Origin of the sequence: Nocardioides sp. NBC_00368 (assembly GCF_036090055.1) — a bacterium.
Lineage (GTDB): Bacteria > Actinomycetota > Actinomycetes > Propionibacteriales > Nocardioidaceae > Nocardioides.
This window is the reverse complement of record NZ_CP107970.1, coordinates 1432546-1452895: the sequence shown is the minus strand read 5'-3', so window position 1 is coordinate 1452895 and position 20350 is coordinate 1432546. Positions and strand designations below refer to the sequence as shown.

General features: G+C 69.5%; 15 protein-coding genes. 11 read left to right on the top strand and 4 right to left on the bottom strand.

Going from position 1 to position 20350, the window contains the following annotated elements; all coding sequences use genetic code 11:
* Positions 1–16: 16 nt before the first annotated feature.
* From OG984_RS06930 to OG984_RS06920, 3 genes are read left to right on the top strand one after another with little or no spacing between them, the layout of a single operon-like run.
* A complete protein-coding gene (locus OG984_RS06930; RefSeq protein WP_328530863.1) occupies positions 17–1537 on the top strand; it encodes a DUF3375 domain-containing protein in 1521 nt (506 codons plus the stop codon).
* Between the two features lie 56 nt (positions 1538–1593).
* Positions 1594–2259, top strand: a complete 666-nt coding sequence (locus OG984_RS06925; protein WP_328530862.1) for a DUF4194 domain-containing protein — start codon at positions 1594–1596, stop codon at positions 2257–2259.
* 2 nt (positions 2260–2261) lie between these two features.
* Positions 2262–5618, top strand: coding sequence for an ATP-binding protein (locus tag OG984_RS06920; RefSeq protein WP_328532329.1), 3357 nt, complete (start codon positions 2262–2264; stop codon positions 5616–5618).
* A gap of 46 nt (positions 5619–5664) precedes the next feature.
* Here OG984_RS06920 and OG984_RS06915 read toward each other — a convergent pair whose 3' ends face one another.
* Positions 5665–7062: a Gfo/Idh/MocA family protein gene (locus tag OG984_RS06915; protein WP_328530861.1), complete on the bottom strand. Its 1398-nt coding sequence runs from the start codon at positions 7060–7062 to the stop codon at positions 5665–5667.
* A gap of 158 nt (positions 7063–7220) precedes the next feature.
* Positions 7221–8342 carry a calcium:proton antiporter gene (locus tag OG984_RS06910; protein ID WP_328530860.1) on the bottom strand — a complete coding sequence of 374 codons (1122 nt, stop codon included), beginning with the start codon at positions 8340–8342 and terminating at the stop codon, positions 7221–7223.
* Positions 8343–8408: 66 nt separating this feature from the next.
* Here OG984_RS06910 and OG984_RS06905 point away from each other — a divergent pair, with 66 nt between their 5' ends.
* Together OG984_RS06905 and OG984_RS06900 are read left to right on the top strand one after the other, a co-directional pair.
* Positions 8409–10199, top strand: coding sequence for a gamma-glutamyltransferase family protein (locus OG984_RS06905; RefSeq protein WP_442940964.1), 1791 nt, complete (start codon positions 8409–8411; stop codon positions 10197–10199).
* 353 nt (positions 10200–10552) lie between these two features.
* Entirely contained in the window at positions 10553–11848 is a 1296-nt protein-coding gene (locus tag OG984_RS06900; RefSeq protein ID WP_328530859.1) for an HNH endonuclease, read from the top strand.
* Positions 11849–12726: 878 nt separating this feature from the next.
* Here the strand turns inward: OG984_RS06900 and OG984_RS06895 are convergent.
* Positions 12727–13272, bottom strand: a complete 546-nt coding sequence (locus OG984_RS06895; protein WP_328530858.1) for a hypothetical protein — start codon at positions 13270–13272, stop codon at positions 12727–12729.
* A gap of 294 nt (positions 13273–13566) precedes the next feature.
* Between OG984_RS06895 and OG984_RS06890 the strand changes: the two genes are divergently transcribed.
* Complete coding sequence (locus OG984_RS06890) at positions 13567–13902, top strand: DUF1048 domain-containing protein (protein ID WP_328530857.1); 336 nt, start codon at positions 13567–13569, stop codon at positions 13900–13902.
* A gap of 148 nt (positions 13903–14050) precedes the next feature.
* Here OG984_RS06890 and OG984_RS06885 read toward each other — a convergent pair whose 3' ends face one another.
* Positions 14051–15667: a GMC oxidoreductase gene (locus OG984_RS06885; RefSeq protein ID WP_328530856.1), complete on the bottom strand. Its 1617-nt coding sequence runs from the start codon at positions 15665–15667 to the stop codon at positions 14051–14053.
* A gap of 297 nt (positions 15668–15964) precedes the next feature.
* Between OG984_RS06885 and OG984_RS06880 the strand changes: the two genes are divergently transcribed.
* From OG984_RS06880 to OG984_RS06860, 5 genes are read left to right on the top strand one after another with little or no spacing between them, the layout of a single operon-like run.
* Positions 15965–17308, top strand: a complete 1344-nt coding sequence (locus OG984_RS06880; protein ID WP_328530855.1) for a hemolysin family protein — start codon at positions 15965–15967, stop codon at positions 17306–17308.
* Positions 17308–18366 (top strand): hemolysin family protein, encoded by a 1059-nt coding sequence (locus OG984_RS06875; RefSeq protein WP_328530854.1) that lies wholly within the window; start codon positions 17308–17310, stop codon positions 18364–18366. Before OG984_RS06880 ends, OG984_RS06875 begins: the two co-directional genes overlap by 1 nt.
* A 16-nt stretch (positions 18367–18382) precedes the next feature.
* Positions 18383–19105 carry a CDP-alcohol phosphatidyltransferase family protein gene (locus OG984_RS06870; protein WP_328530853.1) on the top strand — a complete coding sequence of 241 codons (723 nt, stop codon included), beginning with the start codon at positions 18383–18385 and terminating at the stop codon, positions 19103–19105.
* Positions 19098–20015: a DUF881 domain-containing protein gene (locus OG984_RS06865; RefSeq protein ID WP_328530852.1), complete on the top strand. Its 918-nt coding sequence runs from the start codon at positions 19098–19100 to the stop codon at positions 20013–20015. Before OG984_RS06870 ends, OG984_RS06865 begins: the two co-directional genes overlap by 8 nt.
* Positions 20012–20344 (top strand): small basic family protein, encoded by a 333-nt coding sequence (locus OG984_RS06860; RefSeq protein WP_008359542.1) that lies wholly within the window; start codon positions 20012–20014, stop codon positions 20342–20344. The genes OG984_RS06865 and OG984_RS06860 overlap by 4 nt, the downstream gene beginning before the upstream one ends.
* The last annotated feature ends 6 nt before the right edge of the window (positions 20345–20350 follow it).

Genomic DNA, 20350 nt, shown 5'->3' with positions numbered 1-20350 from the left:
CGTACGGTATCTGCCGATGAGTGACACTCGCGTCGAGGCGGCGTACGCCGGGGCTCTGGCCGCCTTCAGGAACCCGATGCTCGACCTCCTGCACGGCCGGTTCGCCCCGTTCGTGGTGGCGGTGCTCTCGGTGACCTTCACCTCCGAGCGGGCCGCGGTCCCGGTGGTGGACGCGCACGCCGAGATCGGCGACATGCTGGACCGGCTGCGGGCCACCGGCCACGCCGAGGGCGAGGGCGGCGAGGCGATGCTTCCGGTCGGCACCGCGCGCGACCTGTGCCGCCAGTGGGTGCGTGCCGGGTGGCTGCTGCGCCAGATCGAGGGCGAGGACGAGGTCTACCGGCTCTCGGCCCACGCCGTCGGGGCGCTGGAGATCGCCGGCCGAGCGAGCGGGTCGCGGGCGCGGGTCTCCGAGTCGCGGGTCCGGACGCTGCTGGAGGCGGTCGAGCGGCTCGCCCAGGACGCTGACCCCGACGTGCTCACCCGGGTGGCCCGGCTGACCGAGGAGATCGCCGAGCGTCGCGCCGAGATCGCCCGTCTGGACCGCACCGGAGTGGTCGACACCGTCGACGACGACACCTTGCTGGAGCAGGCCGAGAACATCCTCCACCTGACCCGCGAGCTCCCGGCCGACTTCGCCCGCGTGGTCGAGTCGATCCGGGCGATGCAGCGTGACGTGGTGACCGACCTGCGCCAGGACGTCCGCCCGGCCGGCGAGGTGCTGCGTGAATACCTGCAGCGCGGCAAGGACGTGATGGCCTCGACGCCGGAGGGCAAGGCGTTCGCCGGTGCGCTGCGGATGATCGGCGACCCGCGCCGTCTCGAGGACCTGGCCACCAACCTTCGTACTGTCCTGCGGCACCGGTTCACGAAGGCGATGGGCCCGCCCGAGCGGGCCGAGCTCGCCGCGGTCGGGCGCCGGATCGAGACCGGTGTCGCCGAGGTGCTGGCCGCCCAGCAGACCGCGTCCCACGTGATCACCACCCAGGTGCGTACGCACGACCCGGCCCGCGACCGGCAGGTCGACGACCTGCTGCGCGATGTGATGGTCGGCTTCCAGGCGTGGATGCCGACCTCGCGGCCGGCCGAGGCCATCGAGCCGCTGCGCCGGCTGCCCCTCGCCGACCTGGGCCACCTGCGGCAGTCGGTCAGCGAGCTGCGTCCGCCCGAGCCGCCGGCGCCGCTGGCCGACTGGGGCGACGTGGAGAGCGCGGTCGAGGACACCAAGGCCTGGGGCGGGCCGGGCTACCGGGCGATCGAGGCCCACCTGGATGCCTATGTGGCGGCAGCCGACGGGCCGGTCGACCTGGCCGAGGTGTTCGCGGCCGCGCCGGAGGAGATCAGGCGACCGGTCGACCTGCTCGGGCTGCTGGAGATCGCGCACCGTCGCGGGATGGCCGAGACGGGGGAGATCTCCACCATCGAGGCGGTCCGGGCCGACGGGATCCGACGCAGGTTCGCGTTCGGCGGGGTGAGGCTCAGCACGATGATCGGGACTGAAGACGGCGACGGGGCCGCAGAAGGGGACGGGCGTTGAGCGAGACGGTGACACCGACCGAGGCTGACCCTCAGGTTGAGGTTGAGAGTCAGGATGTGGCGTACGGAAGCGAGCCGGAGGGCTTCATCGAGCCCGTCTCGATGGAGGACGACCCGACCGAGCTCTTCGTCGGCGACCGCGGTGTCCTGGACGCCGACGTGCGCCGGGTGCTGGTCCAGCTGCTGCGCCGCCGGTTCATCACCGCGGAGCGGAGCCCGCGGCAGTGGCGTACCCTGCTCGACCACCAGGCGGTGATCGAGTCGCGGCTCCACGACCTGTTCGTCCGGCTCGTGGTCGACCACGACCGCGGGATCGCTTACAAGCGGCAGGTGCGCTCGGAGGAGCTGGACGTCCCGGTGCTCCTCAAGGACGACGCCTACTCCCGCGCCGAGACGCTGGTGCTGGTCCATCTGCGCACCGTCTTCCAGCGCGAGCGCGGCGCGGGCCAGAGCTCGGCGCGGGTGGACGCCGACGAGCTGGAGCAGACCGTGCTCACCTACTTCGACGTCGCCAGCGGCGACGCCGCCCCGCGCCGCGAGATCCGCCGGGCCGTCGAGCGGCTCGCCCGGGAGGGCCTCCTCGAGGAGGAGTCGGAGGACCGCTACCGGATCACGCCGCTGGTCGAGATCGTGCTGAGCGTCGAGAAGCTCACCGAGCTCAAGGAGTGGCTGAATGAATCCGGTGGGCGAGCCGTGAGCGCGGACGAGGAGACCGAGCAGTGAACATGATCGACAGCCTCTTCGGCCTCATCCCGGAGCGCTCGACCGGGCGGCAGTGGGTCGCGAGCGAGCTGCAGCTGGTCAACTGGGGCGGCTACGACGGCGCCCACCGGGTGCGCTTCTCGCCGAGCGCGACGCTGCTGACCGGAGGCTCCGGGTCGGGCAAGTCGACGCTGATGGACGCTTACATCGCGCTGATCATGCCGCACACGACGCCCTTCAACGGCGCCTCCAACGGCGGCGTCGTGGGGCGGCCCAGGGGCCAGGACCAGCGCAACATCCTCTCCTACGCGCGCGGCAAGATCGACGAGGCGAAGACCGCCGAGGGCACCAAGATCCGGGTGCTGCGCGGCGACGGCCGCGACACCTGGTCGGCGATCGCGATGACCTGGGCGGACCAGACCGGCGCCCGCTTCACCGCGGTCCGGGCCTGGTATGTCCCCGCCTCCGCCAAGAACCTCGACGACGTGACCAAGCTCCGTGCCGTGGCCGAGGCGGGCTTCGACGTACGCGACCTGGAGCCGGTCGCCGCCCACCGGTTCACGCGCGCCGCGGTCGCCGAGGTAGGACTGACGCCGATCGACACCGACCGTGACTTCACCGCCCGGATCCACTCGGCCCTCGGCATCGGTGCGGCCGGCGATGGCGAGAAGGCGGTCAACCTGCTCGGCCGGATCCAGGCGGGCCAGCAGATCACCACGGTCGACGACCTCTACAAGAAGATGGTGCTCGAAGAGCCCGAGACCATCGCCACCGCGGACGGCGTCGTCGCCCACTTCGACGAGCTCTCCGCGACCCGGGAGCGGATGGTCACCGCTCAGCAGCAGGTGCGTGCGCTGATGCCGATCCGCGAGCTCCGCGTCGCCATCGAGGACGCCGCCTCCCGGCTGGAGATCATCGACGGGATCGGTGCCTTCGGCGACGAGACGACCCCCGCCGGACTGTGGCGGGCGGGCAAGCGGGTCGACCTGCTCAGCGAGCTCGAGGCCGACCTGAGCTCGCGCCGGAGCGCCGCGGAGAAGGCGGTGGCCGAGAAGCAGGCGCTGATCGACGCCGCCGAGTCCGAGCGTGACGGCCTCGCGGTGACGGTCGCCGCCTCCGGCGGTCGCCGTCTGGAGGAGGCCACCCGCGAGATCAGGTCCGCGGAGACCCGGGCCGACAACGTACGCCGCGCCCGCGAGGCGCTCGAGGCCGAGCTCACGATCCTCGGCACTGCGGCGACGACCCCGGCCGAGTTCGAGGCGCTCCAGTCGACCGCGCAGCAGGCCCTGGTCGACGACGACGCCCGCACCACCGCGCTCAACGACTATGCCGCCGCACGGGCCGCCGAGGCCGAGGCGATCAAGGTGGTCGGCCGGCTCGAGACCGAGCTCGCCGATGCCGAGAAGACCAAGAACAACATCCCCGAGCCGCTGCGCGCGGCCCGTGCGGTGCTGGCCGAGGCGGCCGGGCTGAGCCCGGCGGAGATGCCGTTCGTGGGCGAGCTGGTCGAGGTCCGCACCGAGCACGAGGCCTGGCGCGAGGCGTTCAACCTGGCGCTGGGCGGTTTCGCGACCACCATGCTCGTCGACGCGGCCCATGTCGGCGCGTTCCGGGCGGCGATCGACTCGGTGCGGCAGCGCACGCGGATCCGCTACGAGGCGGTGCCCACCGGGACGAAGGACACCACGATCCTGGACGAGGGCACCCTTCCGGGTCGCCTCGACTACCGCCGCGGTGTGTTCACCGGCTGGCTCAAGAAGCGACTGGCCGATCGACACGGCTACGTCTGCGTGCAGACCCCTGCGCTGCTCGGCCAGCACCGGATGGCGCTGACCGTGACCGGGCAGGTCTCCCAGGGTTCGCGCGGCGCCCATGGCGGGCAGGGGGCCGGCAACGTGCTCGGCTTCACCAACACCCGTCGCGTCGCCGAGCTCACCGAGCTCCTCGAGAGCGCCCGCCAGGACGCCGAGAAGGCGAGGACGGGGGTCGCGGAGGCCGAGCGGGCCATCAAGGAGCTCGACCTGCGGCGTACGTCCTTCAAGGCGGTCTCCGCGCTGACCTGGGACCAGATCGACGTCGCCGGAGCGACCGCCGAGCGCGACCGGTGGGCTGCGGTGATCGAGGAGGTGACCGCCGACAACCCGGAGATCGCCACGCTCCAGAAGCGGCTGAAGGAGGCCCGGGCCAAGGTCGACTCGTTGCGTGAGGGCATCGGCGCCGCCAAGAGCGCCTTCAAGGACCTCGACGCGCGCTGGAGCGACGTGGTCGAGCAGGTCGACCGGGCCAAGGACGCCCTGGAGGAGGCGGCGGCCTCCGGCACCGAGATCGCCCCGGCCCAGGCCGACTATCTCGAGCAGCTCTTCAAGGCGTCCGGCGGCGAGTCGGCGGGCCGGCGAGAGGACGCGCTCGCCGAGCTCGACGCGGTCTTCGCCCGTGCGGGCGAGAGCCTCGACGCCGACCGCACCGGTGCGCAGGAGACGATCGGCGCGGCGCGCGCGCAGCTCCGCCAGACCTTCGAGGCCTTCCTCGAGCGCTGGCCCAACCCCAACCTGCACACCGACCCCGACGCCTCCTACGCCGACTTCGACCGTCTCCTCGACGAGCTGCAGACCAGCGGCCTGCACGAGCTCGAGGTCGAGTGGCGCGACTCGCTGCTCAACCTGTCGGGCAACGACCTGACCAATCTCGACTCGACCCTGGCCAGGGCCGTGCGGGAGATCCGCGACCGGATCGACCCGATCAACCAGATCCTCGCCGAGCTGCCGTTCAACGACGACGCCCACCGGCTCCGGATCGACACCCAGGAGGGTCAGTCGGCGGTGCGCGGCCGCTTCCGCAAGGAGCTCCGCGCGGTGCGTGACCTCATCGGGAGGGCCTCGACCAACGAGACCCGCGAGCAGGCCTACACCAGGATGGCTCGCCTGATCGACCGCATGCGTCGCACCGCACCGGACTTCGCCGACCTGATCGACGTACGCAACCACGTCCGCGTCAGCGCCGAGAAGGTCACCGCCGACACCGGTGAGCATGTCGCCCTCTACGACCACATCGGCGAGAAGTCGGGCGGCGAGTCGCAGGAGCTGGTGGCGTTCATCGTGGGTGCCGCGCTGCGCTACCAGCTCGGTGACGCCGGCGCGGAGCGTCCGCGCTACGCCCCGGTCTTCCTCGACGAGGCGCTGATCAAGGCCGACGCCCGGTTCACCGGCCGCGCGATCGGCGCCTGGCGGGGTCTCGGGTTCCAGCTCATCATCGGCGCGCCGAACGACAAGCACAGCGCCATCGAGCCGCACGTCGACGTGCAGTACACAGTGCTCAAGGACGCCGAGGGCCACTCGTTCCCGAAGCTGGAGGTCGGCCTCGAGGAGGTTCCGGCCTCGTGATCGCTCGGCTGTTGAGTCCTGGCGAGGCGGGGGCGAAGCTCGCAGCTCAGGCGACCGGCGGCATCTCGGACTGACGGGAGTCCAGGCCGGGACGCTTGTGGGCCCACCTGCCGCGGGTGAAGTCCGGTACGCGGACCGGGCGCCCGCCGTTGTCGAGCGACTGGACGCTCAGCGGCACCGGCGAGCACCACACGGCACCGTCGTAGACGTCGATGTCGGGCACCAGCCCTGCGCGCATCTGCTGGATCACCCGCCACTGCAGGATGTAGTCCATGCCGCCGTGGCCACCGGGGTTCGGCTGACTGCCGACGGTCTTCCACAGCCAGTGGTCGAACTCGTCGCGGTAGGAGGTGAAGTCGCGCCAGGAATGCCCGCTGTGGTCCGGCTCCAGGTAGACCCGTGCGCCCGCGGCGCCCACCGGCACGTAGTCCTCCATGATGCCCCGGCTGCCGGCCAGGCTGTTGATCCGGCTGTAGGGACGCGGTGAGGAGACGTCGTGCTCGGCACGGATCACCCGACCCTGCTGGGTACTGATCATGCAGGTGATCAGGTCGCCGTTGATGTACTCCTCCTGCCAGGACGGGTGGTCGCGGGGCACGTGGCGCTCGCGGTAGTCGGCCAGCCCTCGCGGAGCGGTGGCCGTCGCCTGAAGGGTGAGCATCCGGTCGCCGCGGTTGATGTCCATCGCCGCCGCGATCGGAGCCAGCCCGTGCATCGGATAGAAGCTGGCGATGCTCCGGGTGTGCCACTTCCGACGCCAGGCGTCGGTGTAGTAGGTGTCGCTGAAGAGCAGTTCGCGCAGGTCGTGCAGGTAGCCGCCGTGGCCGTTGGTGACGTCGCCGAAGACACCCTCGTGGGCCATCTTCAGCATCGCCAGCTCGTTGCGGCCGTAGCTGCAGTTCTCCATCAGCCAGAGGTGCCTGCGGGTCCGCTCGGAGGTGTCGACCAGGTCCCAGAGCTCGTCGAGCTCGGTCGCGATCGGCAGCTCCACGCCGACGTGCGCGCCGGCCAGGAGCGCGGCCTTGCCCTGTGCGTAGTGGAACTCCCACGGAGTGGCGATGTAGACCAGGTCCAGGTTCTCGCGGCTGAGCATCTCCTGGTACGACGACGAGCTGCCGCCGTACTCGGCCGGCCGCGGCTTGCCCGCTGCCGCTATCCGGTCAGCAGCGGTCTTGGCCCGCGGGGCGCGGATGTCGCAGACGGCGGCAACGGTGCAGCCCGGTACGGCGGCCCAGCCGCCGAGCATGCCCATGCCGCGGTTGCCGAGACCGATCACGCCGACCCGGACGGTGTCGACTGCTTCAAAGGGGACGCCGACCATCGACTTCTGGCCTGGTCTGCGGGCCGGCGCTGCGCTCGCGGGGCTGAGCACAGCGCCGCCGGCTACGACGGCGGTCGCGGCGATCGCGCCACCGAGCACGGTGCGGCGGCTGGGGTAGGACATGTCAAGCATTCGAGACCACTCCCTCAGATCGACCTGCGGACAGCTGGCAGCCCGCGGGGTTGCCGACCAATGTCCCGAGTGGGACGTGCGCTTGTCAAGGATGATCGAAATGTGGCCTAATCAATCATAAACGAGCACAAGGCTTAGTCGGCGATCTCTTAGGGCTGGATCGACAGGAACAGGAAGGACGCCATCAGGACCAGGTGGACGAACCCCTGCAGCGCGTAGACGCGGCCCTGGACGACGGTCAGACCGGTGACGAAGACGGTGATCACCAGCAGCACGATCTGGGTCGGCTCGAGGCCGAGCACGAGCGGGCCGCTGAGCCAGATCATCGCGACGGCGATGGTGGGGATGGTGAGACCGATCGAGGCCATCGCGGAGCCGTAGGCGAGGTTGAGGCTGGTCTGGACCCGGTCACGGGAGGCGTTGCGGACCGCCGCGATCGACTCCGGGGCCAGGACGAGGAGGGCGATCACCACGCCGACCACGGCGTAGGGGAAGCCGAGGGTCTTCACGGTGTTCTCGATCGTGGGGGAGAGGACCTTCGCCAGGCCGACGACCGAGACGAGCGAGACCAGCAGCAGAGCCAGGCTGAGCGCCGCCTCGCCCGCTGAGGGCGGGTCGGCGTGGCCGTCCTCGTCGAGGTCGACCAACCCGGTCATCCGGCCGTGCTCGTCGCTGGTGACGGGCAGGAAGAAGTCGCGGTGGCGGACGGTCTGGGTGAAGAGGAACGCCACGTAGAGCGCCAGCGAGGCGATGGCGGCGAACGCCAGCTGCGAGGGCGAGTACTGCGGTCCCTGCGCGGACGTCGTGAACCTGGGCAGCACCAGGGTGAGCCCGGCGAGGGCGATCACGGTGGCGACCGCCGAGCCGGTGCCGGCGGCGTTGAAGCTGACCAGGCCGTGCTTGAGGGCGCCCACCATGAGCGAGAGCCCGACGATGCCGTTGAGGGTGATCATCACCGCCGCGAAGACGGTGTCACGCGCATAGGTGCTGGTGTTGTCGCCGCCGCTGGTCATCAGCATCACGATCAGGCCGACCTCGATCACGGTCACCGCGATCGCCAGGATCAGCGACCCGAACGGCTCACCGACCCTGTGCGCGACGACCTCGGCGTGGTGGACCGCGCTCAGCACCGCACCGATCAGCACCGCCGCCACGACGGCCAGGATCGTCCAGTGGTCGTGGCGCAGCCAGGCGAACACCAGCACCACCAGCGCGAGGATCGGCACGACCACTGACCACTGCAGGCGGCCCCGGACCGCTGGTGCGCTCATGGGACGACCCTATCCCGGTGCGGGGCCACCGCCGGGATGCTCGACACGCGCTCGTAGCCTGGGCACGTGTCCTCCACCTACACCCCTCCGGCAGCCTTCAAGACCCGTCCCGACCTGCTGGGGAGGTTCGGCATGGTCGGCTCGACGCACTGGCTGGCCAGCGGCACGGCGCAGGCGGTGCTCGAGCGCGGTGGCAACGCCTTCGACGCGGTGGTGGCAGGCGGGTTCGTGCTGCACGTGGTCGAACCCCACCTCAACGGGCCGGGTGGCGACCTGGTCGGGATCTTCGCGCCCGCCGGCGGCGAGGCGACGGTGCTGATGGGCCAGGGGCCTGCGCCTGCGGGGGCCTCTGCGGAGCACATGCGCGCCGAGGGGCTGGAGCTGGTCCCTGGCTCGGGCGCGCTGGCCGCCGCCGTGCCGGGCGCGGTCGAGGCCTGGTTGATGCTGTTGCGCGACCACGGCACCTGGGAGCTGGGCGAGGTGCTCGCCTACGCCATCGACTACGCCCGCAACGGCCACCCGATCCTGGGTCGCGCGGTCTCCACGATCGCCACCGTCGCCGACCTGTTCCGCGACCACTGGCCCACCTCGGCCGCCCACTGGCTCGTCGGCGGTGAGCCGCCCGAGCCCGACACCATGGTCCGCAACGAGGCCTACGCCGCCGTCCTCGACCGTCTCGTCGCCGCCGGCGACGGCGCCGCGACCCGCGAGGAGCGTATCGACGCGGCCCGCGCCGCGTGGGGGAGCGGGTTCGTCGCGGAGGCGATCGAACGGTTCGTACGCACCCCGCACCGCCACTCCTCCGGAACCGACCATTCCGGGGTGATCACGGCCGCTGACATGGCGGGGTTCTCTGCTGCGTACGAGCAGCCGGTGACGACCGAGTTCCGCGGCCACACCATCGCGAAGGCGGGGCCGTGGACGCAGGGGCCGGTGCTCCTGCAGACGCTCAACCTGCTCGAGCCGCTCGATGACGCGCTGCTCGACCCGAGCAACCCGGCCGGCGCGCACACGATCCTGGAGGCGACCAAGCTCGCCTTCGCCGACCGCGACGCCCACTACGGCGACGGCGCCGATCCGGAGGTGATCGCGACCCTTCTCTCCAGGGAGTACGCAGCCACCCGCCGCTCCCTGATCACCGATGTTGCCTCCGCCGAGGTGAGGCCCGGGCTGGGCGCGACGGCCTTCCCGCCGCTGCGCGAGACCTACGATCCGGCCGCCGCCGCGTCCGGCGTGGGGGAGCCGACGGTCTCGCGCGAGGGCGAGACGCGCGGCGACACCTGCCACATCGACGTCGCCGACCGCTGGGGCAACATGATCGCCGTGACCCCCTCGGGCGGGTGGCTGCAGTCCTCGCCCACGATCCCCGAGCTCGGTTTCTGTCTCGGCACCCGGCTGCAGATGACCTGGCTCGAGCCGGGGCTGCCCTCGACGCTCACTCCCGGCCGCCGGCCGCGCACGACGCTCACCCCGACCTTGGTTTTGCGCGACGGGCGGGCTGTCACGGCCGTCGGTTCGCCGGGTGGGGATCAGCAGGACCAGTGGCAGCTGCTCTATCTGCTGCGCACTCTTGTCGGGGGCTATTCGCCTCAGCAGGCCATCGACGCGCCTGCGCTCCACTCGACCTCTTTCCCCGGCTCCTTCTGGCCGCGCACGTGGGTTCCTGGCGGCGCGGTGCTCGAGGATCGGCTCGGTGACGAGGTCATCGAGGGCTTGCGATCTCGGGGCCACGCGGTTGAGCTCAGCGGCGACTGGTCTCTCGGGCGGCTCTCTGCGGTTACTCGTGATCCTGGCACGGGCACGCTTTCTGCTGCTGCTAATCCTCGGGGGGCGCAGGGGTACGCGGTCGGGCGGTAGGACCCGGCACACCGGTGGTCGAGCCGCGGCCCACCGGTGGTCGAGCTTGTCGAGACCATCCCTTGAGGAAACCTCGCTTGGCGACTGTTTCTTCGTTTCAGGGTTCGCCGCCGACCCGTTCTCTAGTGTTTCTCGATCGCGCGCCGCGTCAAGGACGCCCTGCGGGCGCCGCTTCGCGGTGGCCTGCGGCCATCCTTGACCCGGCACCCGATCGAGAAAAGATTTCGCCTATATCGGGGCGGCGGCGAGGGTGTGGCGCGGCACTCACGCGTCTTGTTCGCGGACTGCGTAACTGGCGGATGACCAGCAAAAACAGGTAGCGGAATGCCGTCTGGTCGCATATAATAAGCACTATGTACGAGACCATCGACCACCTCCTCGACGGGCCACCTCCGGGTGCGTCCGAGCGAGAGCTGGTCGACTGGATCTCTCGCCTCGAACAGGTGAAGTGCACCGCCGAAGCGGTGCAGGCCGAAGCAGCGGTACGTCTGGACGAAGCCGCCCGCGCACGCCAGGCCGAGGCCGGGACTCCTGCCCGGAAGCTTGGCGAGGGGGTGGCCTCCCAGGTCGCGCTGGCGCGGCGGGTCTCACCCGCTCGGGGTGCGAAGCTGCTCGGACTGGCGAAGATCCTTCTCGCCGAGATGCCGCACACCTTCAGCCTCATGAAGGCCGGACTGTTCTCCCAGTGGCAGGCCACCATCCTCGCCCGCGAAACCGCCTGCCTCACCCTCGACGATCGCCGGGTCATCGACCACGAACTCTGCGCGCCAGGACCGGACGGGGAACCCGCGAAGGCCGTGTCGATGGGGCTGCGGCAGCTCGAGAACGCCGCGAAGAAGCTCGCCATCACCCTCGACCAGGCCGCCGTGGTCGCCCGCGCAGCGAACGCGGCCAAGGACCGCCGAGTCAGCCTGCGGCCGGCACCGGACACGATGACCTGGCTCGGCGCACTCCTGCCCGTCAAGGACGGCGTCGCCGTGTTCGCAGCCCTGGACCAGGCCGCCAAGACGGCTGCTGCCGCTGGTGATGAACGGAGCCGTGGCCAGGTCATGGCCGACACCCTCGTCGACCGCGTCACCGGCCGCAGCACCGCCGACGCGAAGCCCCGGATCGAGGTCAAAATCGTCATGACCGCCGACACGCTCACCAACAACGGCGACCAGCCGGCGATGGTCGAGGGCTACGGCCCCGTCCCCGCCACCTTGGCCCGCGACGCGCTCAACGACGCCGAGGTGTTCATCCGGCGCCTCTTCACCGACCCCGCCGGCCAACTCGTCGCGATGGAATCACGCTCCCGCAAAGCCCCCGACGGACTCGCCGAGTTCATCACCACCCGCGACGGCGGAATCTGCCGCACCAACGGCTGTGACGCCCCGATCCGCAACATCGACCACATCCAACGCCACGCGGATGGCGGAACCACAAGCGTCGAGAACCTCCAAGGGCTGTGCGAACAATGCAACCAAGCCAAAGAAGCCCTCGGCTGGCAGGCAAGACCAGGACCCGACGGCAGCATCACCACCATCACCCCCACCGGGCACACCTACACCAGCCCACCACCCGACACCTGGCGACCGGACCCACCACCCCTGTCCCGGGCAGAGTTCACACTGCGCGACGTACTGCTCGACCACACCCTCGCAGCCTGAGGTCTCAGGCGGGCTTGAGGCTCTCGAGAACTTTATTCGAATACGGACTAGCGACGTACGTTCGACTCCTACCCGGGGAGTCCTACCCGGGGAGCCACTCTTGAGCGTGAATCCGCCCATCTGTCGAGGGAGCGTGGTGCCGGAACCGGCCCGCTTGCCAACGCCGTTGCTAACCACCCATCACTGATTCCCCTCCTCGCTGTTATCCTCGTCGTCCTCGATGAAGATGTCTGCAAACGTCTGAGCAGTGCTCGCGCCCTGGTCGCTCAGAACGTGCGCGAAACGCGAAGGGTCATCGAGGCCGGATTGATCGAGTCGTCAGCTCCGTGTGATCCGTCTGGCGACGCGCGACTAGTTCTCCGTCACTTGGGTTGCGATTCCTGGACTGCTTTCAATGCGGACGCCCGCAGACGCGTCCTGGTCGTTCACTCGTCAACGTACGACTCTGGCTCGTCGAATCGATTCGTGTCCCGCTCACGGTGCGGCCCCACGTACGTGCGGTAGCCGACGAGCCAATCGGTGGACTTCCATTCGATGGTGCGGTGCACGGACTCAAGATGGCCAACGCAGAAGTGGAGCCGCCCGCCCCAACAGCACGATGCCCCGTCGCCATAGAAAGCCCGGCAGAAAATCGGGGAGGCGACTACGAGTGACCCAGCGTGGTCCGATCTTGCGACCCCTTTCGGTCTCTACGACGCGCCACCAACCCATATGCGGAGTTTGGCACGGAAGAACGATCCGAGCGGGAACGAACGGCGCGCCGATCAGGAGCACCTGGCGGCTGGTCCCTACGCGAACCCTCGTCCCGCCGGCTCTGGGCCAAACGAGAAGAGCGCCCCAGTCCGAAGACCAAGACGCTCTCATCTCGCTCGACGCGCTCAATAGTGCGCCCGCGCGACGATCGTCCGTCCGCCCAGTTCGCGCTGCAACCGCTCGATGAAGGCCGGCGCCAATGGCGGCCAGTTGTTGAACGTCACCGCCGGAAAGCCGAAGACGCTCGGCCACTCATTCGACCAATCGCCCAGCAGCGCCGACGATCCGCAAGATCCGCACACCGCTTGCGGCTCGACCTGGGACTCACCCCACGAGTTGATCAAGTCGGCATAGTTCTCTTCGCTCAGCACCACACCGCAGGCTGGACACGCAGACCGCTCCTCGTTCTCCATGGCGAAGTAGGCCGCCCAACCCGATTCGAGATCGACGCCGTTGTTCGAGAAGCTCAGCCAGTCCGTCGGGCCGGCGGGGTCCTCTAGCGCCTCCATGGCCCGGGGGCCAACTGCCCACTCGCTTGGGCTATGTAACTCATCCCGGGTTGTGTTCGCAGCGACGATGCCGGCCGAGCGCAGCAGATTGAGCACCCTGTAGGCCTCTGACTTGGCGTCCGCTGAGTCCAGCCGAACCACCGCAACGAAGTCCTCACTCATGGCTAGCGACGATACAAGTTCATCACCGAGGTTCACCTCCGATCTGGACCGAGGTCCTGCCGGTGGCGACACTCCCGTGCATGCGGTCCCAGCGTGACCGAGAACTGGATTCGGACGGACAGATCCGAACGCCTGCACGCTCAGGAGTTGGGCTCGACATGGCGATCTGACTTACCTGCACACTGACCCAAGCCCTTTTGAACCAGTGCTTGACCTTGACGCTACGTCAGCCCTGCACGCTTCTTCCACGCCCCAAAAACCAGGGGCCCCGAACACACCGAAGAAGGAACAGACATGAACAACATCCTCACCCGTCTCATCGGCGACAAGAAGGACTGGAAGCGCATGGAAGCCCGCGCCGCAGAGCTGCCGGCCGACTACCGCACCGTGTACTCCGAGATGAAGAACTACATGTGGCGCTTCACCGCCGGAGACGGGATGGACATCGTCGAGATCCTGCGCGACATCCTGGATCTCTTCGAGACCGAGGCCGCGGCCGGTCGCAGCGTCATCGACGTCACCGGGCCTGATCTGGCCGCGTTCTGCGACGCCAGGCTGCCCGAGCAGCAGGACGTCTACCGCGCCAAGCTGCGCGCGAACCTCAACAAGGTCGCCGACAAGCTCGTCTGATGTCCGAAAACGTAAGAGCCCCGCTGGCGTCTCGGGTCACCAGCGGGGCAAGAACAATGTTGCCGCATCACCAAAGAGGTTGTCACCCCTTTTCGAGAAATTCTGCAGAATTTTGCATTGCAGAGTTCTGCGGCTCGTCAGGAGCTGCTCAGATGACCGCCCCGACGTCCTTGGCGACGATGTTGTCCATGGCGCGCTCGGCGACGGCGGCGATGGTCATCGATGGGTTGCAGGCGCCGGTGGTGCCGGGGATGAGCGCTCCGTCGAGGACGTAGAGGCCGTCCTGGCCCTGGACGCGTCCGTCGAGGTCGCACACGGTGCCCATGTTGGCGCCGCCGAGGGGGTGCCAGGTGCTGTTGACGATGGTGTTGGTGTCGATGAGGGCACCGAGCCCGCCGCTGATCTTGGAGACCCGCTCGTGGATGGCGCGGTAGCTCGCCGCGTCGCCACCGAAGGGGAAGCGCAGGCTCACCGAGTCGGTCAGCGAGCTGTAGCGGAAGCTGCCACGGTCGGCGCTGACCCCGAAGCCGACGAGCATCGTGGCGCCCAGGTCGAGGCCGAGGGGGAGTGGCGGCACCGATGCCTGGATGACGGTGTTGGCCGTCTTCGGGTCGGCCCAGTCCTGGCTCTGGTAGACGACGGGCCCACCCTGCGTACCGGTGAGGTTCTCGTCGAAGGGGCGCCACATGTAGATCCGGTCGCCGTTGGTGCCCCAGCCCTGACCGAGCTGCTCGGGAAGATCGGGGATGGTGTCGGTGGCCGCGGCTCGGACGAGGAGCTTGCTGGTGTTGAGCGAGCCGGCCGCCATCACCAGCGCCCGGGTGGTCAGGATCTTCTGCTCGATGACGTCGCCGGTGTCGTCGGTGCGGTCGACGTGGACCTCCCAGCGACCGTCCGCGGCTCGGGCGACCGAGGTCACGTTGTGGCGGGTCGCCACCTGCACGAGCCCGGTGGCCTCGGCCTGCTGGATGTAGGTGACGTCGACGGAGTGCTTGCCACCGTTGTTGACGCCGAGCGCGCAGTCGCCGTTGGTGTAGGACGGCGCCATCTCGCCGCGCAGCTCCGCGAGCGCGTAGGACCAGTCGATGGGCATCGGGATCTTCTGCAGGTCGTAGCCGGCGGCCCGGACGCGCGCGCCGAAGGTACGCGAGACCCGATAGTTGTCCGAGGCGATCAGCTCGTCGGGCGCGGTCGCGGCGCCGAGCATCCGGGCCACGCGCGGGTAGTGGACCCGGTGCATGAGGTCGTAGTCGAGCTCGTTCAGGAACCAGGTGTCGAAGACCTCCGCGGAGGGCTGCAGCGTCATGCCCTGGTAGACCAGCGAGCCGCCGCCGACCCCGGCCGCGCACATGGCCAGCATGTTCTGGCCGAGGACGGGCTCTAGGAGACCGACGTACGGACCGAAGTTCAGCGGCGTGCCGAGCAGCGTCTGCAGCGGCTTGAGCGCCTCGGGCGTGGTGGTGTGGAACAGCACCCGCTTGTCGAGCGAGCGCACCGTCGGGAAGGTCTGCGCGTCCGGCCCGGTCGGCCAGCGGCGGCCGCGCTCGAGCACCGTGACCGGTACGCCCGCCTCGGCCAGCCGCAGGGCGGCCACCCCACCTCCGAATCCGGACCCGACGACGACCGCGCGGTGCTCCTCCCGCACCAGTCGTACGCGGCGGGGCGAGGAGGCCGCGGCCGGACCGGCGAGCAGCCCGCTAGCAGCGGCACCGGCCGCGCCGGCGGCACCGGCGAGCAACGTACGTCTGGTGGCAGACGTGGGCAACGAGGACATGGTCAAGGGGGCTCCCTCGGCTCGCGGATCGTCGGTTGTTGCCGCGTAAGAGTTGACGAACGGGCGGAGTGTGTCAAGGCTCACGACGCCGTTCTGGACAACTGTGTCCGTTACGCGACACCTCGCGGAGCGGTCGACGCAGCAACGCAGGCAGCGCAACCACACCCATGTAGGCTGACGGCACTTCCAACAGCTAAGGACGATCTGAACCCCGATGGACGGACCGCAACCCGGCCAATATCCATGCCCGCCGTCTGATTCGAGGCTGTACCGAGCGAGGTGGGCTCGATGACCGAGGTCCTCTTCATCCTCCTCGCGCTGCTGCTGGTCGCCGCCTGTGGCGTGTTCGTGGCGGCCGAGTTCTCCTTGGTCACCGTCGACCACTCCCAGGTGGAGATGGCCGCCGAGCAGGGTGACAAGCGCGCCCAGGGCGTGCTGCGCGCGATGAAGGAGCTCTCCAGCAACCTCTCCGGCGCACAGGTCGGCATCACGGTGACCAACCTCGGCATCGGCTGGATGTCGGAGCCGGCGATCGCCGAGCTGATCGACGCGCCGCTGCTCGCCACCGGACTTCCGGAGGGTGCGGTGACGCCGATCGCGCTGACCGTCGCGCTGATCCTCTCCACCATCGTGACGATGCTCTTCGGTGAGCTCGTCCCCAAGAACCTCGCGCTGGCCCTGCCGCTGCAGACCGCCCGTGTCACCCAGGGCCCGATGCGGGCCTTCACCCGGATCATGCGCGGCCCGATCAAGGTGCTCAACGGCACCGCCAACGCCATCGTCCGCCGCCTGGGCATGGAGCCGCAGGAGGAGCTGCGCTCGGCGCGCAGCTCGGCCGAGCTCTCCTCGCTGATCCAGCGCAGCGCCCACGAGGGCACCCTCGACGCCGACACCGCCGAGCTGATGGAGCGCTCGGTCGAGTTCGGAACCCGCACCGCTGGCGAGATCATGACCCCGCGCGTACGTGTGCACAGCCTCGACCACAACGACCGCGCCGAGACGCTGATCGAGCTGACCCGGCGTACGGGCAACTCGCGCTTCCCGGTGCTCGACGACAACGAGGCCGTGGTCGGCACGGTGCACGTCAAGGCCGCGGTGGCGCTGCCGGTGCACGAGCGGCCCACGGCCAAGGTCAAGCACCTGATGGTGCCGCCGGTCGTCGTGCCCGACTCGCTGCGGCTGGATCCGCTGATGGCGCTGCTGCGCGCAGAGGGGTTCCAGCTGGCCGTCGTGCTCGACGAGTACGGAGACCAGGCCGGCATCGTCACCCTCGAGGACGTGATCGAGGAGATCGTCGGCGATATCGCAGACGAGCACGACCCGCTCAGCGCCCGGGCCAGGCTGCGCCGTGACGGCGGCTGGTCGCTGTCGGGCCTGCTGCGTCCCGACGAGGTCGAGGACATCACCGGCGTCGCCCTGCCCGAGGGGGAGGACTACGACACCGTCGCCGGCCTGATGCTGAGCCTGCTGGGCCGCATCCCCGAGCGCGGTGCGACCGCCGAGCTGACCGTGCCCGGCACCCCGCCGCCCGACTCCGACGACGACGACGTCTACGCGCGCTATGTGAAGCTGACCGTCGAGGTCATGGACGGGCGCAGGATCGACCGGATCTCGATGCAGGTGATCGGCTGATGTCGACGACGATGGGACTGCTGCTCGGCCTGGTGCTGCTCCTCGCCAACGGCTTCTTCGTGGGCTCGGAGTTCGCCCTGGTCTCGGCCCGGCGCAGCCAGATCGAGCCGGCCGCGCAGGCCGGGTCGCAGATGGCCCGGATCACCCTGCGGGCCATGGAGAACATCAGCCTGATGATGGCCGGTGCCCAGCTGGGCATCACGGTCTGCTCGGTGCTCCTGCTGGCGATCACCGAGCCAGCGCTCGCGCACCTGCTCGAGCCGGGCTTCGACCTGATCGGCCTGCCCGAGGCGCTGCACCATCCGGTCGCGTTCGTGATCGCGATGCTCGTGGTCACCTACCTGCACGTGGTGGTCGGCGAGATGGTGCCGAAGAACATCGCCCTGGCCGGCCCCGACAGGGCCGCTCTGGTGCTCGGCCCGGCCATCTACGCGGTCGTCTACGTGCTGCGGCCGATCATCGTGGCGTTCAACTACGTCGCCAACCTCTGCGTACGGGCGCTCGGCATCGAGCCCAAGGACGAGGTGAGCTCCGCGTTCACCCGCGCGGAGGTGGCCGCCATGGTCGAGGAGTCACGCGGCGAGGGCCTCCTCGAGGAGGACGAGTACGGCCGCCTGACCGGAGCGCTCGGCTTCACCGAGAAGACGGTCGCCAAGGTCACCATCCCGATCGACGACTGGACGATCGTGCCGCGGGGCGCCTCGTGCGCCGACATCGAGGCGGTCTGTGCCTCGACCGGCTACAGCCGCTTCCCGGTCGCCGACGGCGGTGGCGACCTGGTCGGCTACCTGCACATCAAGGACGTGCTGGAGCCCGACGAGCAACGCCGTCGGCAGCCGGTCCAGAACAAGTGGATCCGGCCGTTCGCGACGGTCACGCCCGACGACGCGCTCCACGAGACGCTCGAGACGCTGCAGCGCCGTGGCGCCCACATGGCCCGGGTCGTACGTGAGGACGGAAGCACCATCGGGCTGGCGACGCTGGAGGATGTCATCGAGGAGCTCGTCGGCGAGATCCGCGACGCCGCCCATGCCGATGACTCCACCCCCACCGAGTAAGCACTAGGGTTTGTCCGTGCCGCGTCTGGTGACAGAGGAGAGCCTGCAGATGCCCAACCGCCGATCCGGTGATCCCCGCCTGCAACATGGCCGGGGCTCGCGGCGACCGCTGGGCTCGGCCGGGGGCAACCAGCCCGTGCTCGGCAAGCTGCTCAGCATCCTGCGGCTGATCTACGCCCCGGTGGTGCTGTGGGCGGTGATGATCGCCGAGGACGACACGATCGCGCTGGCCGCTTTCTGTCTCGCCGTGGTCACCGACCTGCTCGACAGCTGGCTGAACCGCAAGCAGCTCGGCGGGCGCCGCGCGGGCGAGCTCCTCGACGTGGTCGCCAACACCGTCTTCGTCCTGGCCGCGACGCTCGCCCTCTGGCAGATCGACGTGATCCCCTGGCCGATCGCGCTGCTGGTGCCGCTGCGGCTCGTCGGCCTGCTCGCTATGATCCCGGCGCTGCGCAGCCGCGGGGTGCGTACGCTGCCGGTGCATCTCCTCGGCAAGGTGGCCGCCTTCTGCCTGCTGGCCTCCTTCCCGCTGCTCTACCTGAGCCACGACATCCCCGAGAAGCTCGACCTCGGACTGGAACCGAGCCTGCCGATCCAGGTGGCGCAGGCGTTCGGCTGGGCGTTCGCACTGTGGGGCGTCCTGCTGCTGTGGTGGAGCCTGGTCCTCTACGCCCAGGAGGTGCGTCGCCTGATGGCCACCACGCCACCGCTGGAGAAGGGCGGGGCGACCCGTGCCTGACCAGATCCCCGGCGAGGACCTGCGCGCCTACGTCACCAAGCCGCTGCTGGACCGCATCACCGACCAGTCGATCGACTCCGACTACATGGCCGCAGCCGCGCGGCGGGAGCCGTCCGGCGAGGAGCCCGCCCGGCGGCGCCGACCGGGAGTGTGGGCGATGGTGGTCGTCGGGCTGTTCGCGCTGCTCGCCACCACCGCGGCGGTGCAGACCTCCCGCAACGAGGACATCCGTCAGACCAGCAGGCAGGTTCTGGTCGACCGCATCGAGCAGCGCCAGGACCGGATCGCCGACCTGCACCGCCAGATCTCCGCGCTCCGCGAGGACAACCAGCGAAGCGATGGATCGCTGAGCTCGCTCGGCCTCCGGGCCGAGTCCGCCTCCTCGACCGCCGCCAAGACCGCGGAGGAGACCGGGTTCGCGCCGGTGACCGGTTCGGGGATCAGGATCACGATCGACAACGCCGCCGACGGCAACGAGGGCGGCACCGTCCGCGACTACGATCTCGCCGTGATCGTCAACGGGCTGTGGGAGGCGGGAGCCACCGCCGTGTCCGTCGACGGTCAGCGGGTCACCGCGCGCAGCGGCGTGATCACCTCCGGTGCCACCCTCCGGATGAACGATGTCTCGCTCTCGCCGCCCTATGAGGTGTCGGCGATCGGCGACACGCGTACGCTGGCCGCACGCTTTGCCGAGACGGTCTCCGGCGCGATGATCCACACCACGACGCAAGACTACGGAATGCCCTACGAGGTCGAGAACATCGACCGGCTGACCCTCCCCGCGGCGCCGGCCGATCTGCTGGAGCTGACCCATCTCGGGGCGGAGTCCAAGGACTCCAAGGGCTCGAAGCCCGACGACAACACCGACGAAGACACCGAAGAGAACAGCGAAGGGGACCGCGAAGAATGATCGCCGTCATCGGCCTAGTGATCGGCATCGTGCTGGGACTGTTCTTCCAGCCCGAGGTGCCCGTCGGTCTGGCGCCCTATCTCCCGATCGCCGTCGTCGCCGCGCTGGACGCCGTCTTCGGTGCGTTGCGCGCGTTCATGGACGGCATCTTCGACGACAAGGTCTTCGTCGTCTCGTTCATCAGCAACGTCGTCATCGCCGCGGGCATCGTCTACCTCGGTGACCGCCTCGGCGTCGGCGGCCAGCTGTCCACGGGCGTCATCGTCGTCCTGGGTATCCGCATCTTCACCAACGTCGCAGCCATCCGGAGGCACATCTTCCATGCCTGACCGGAA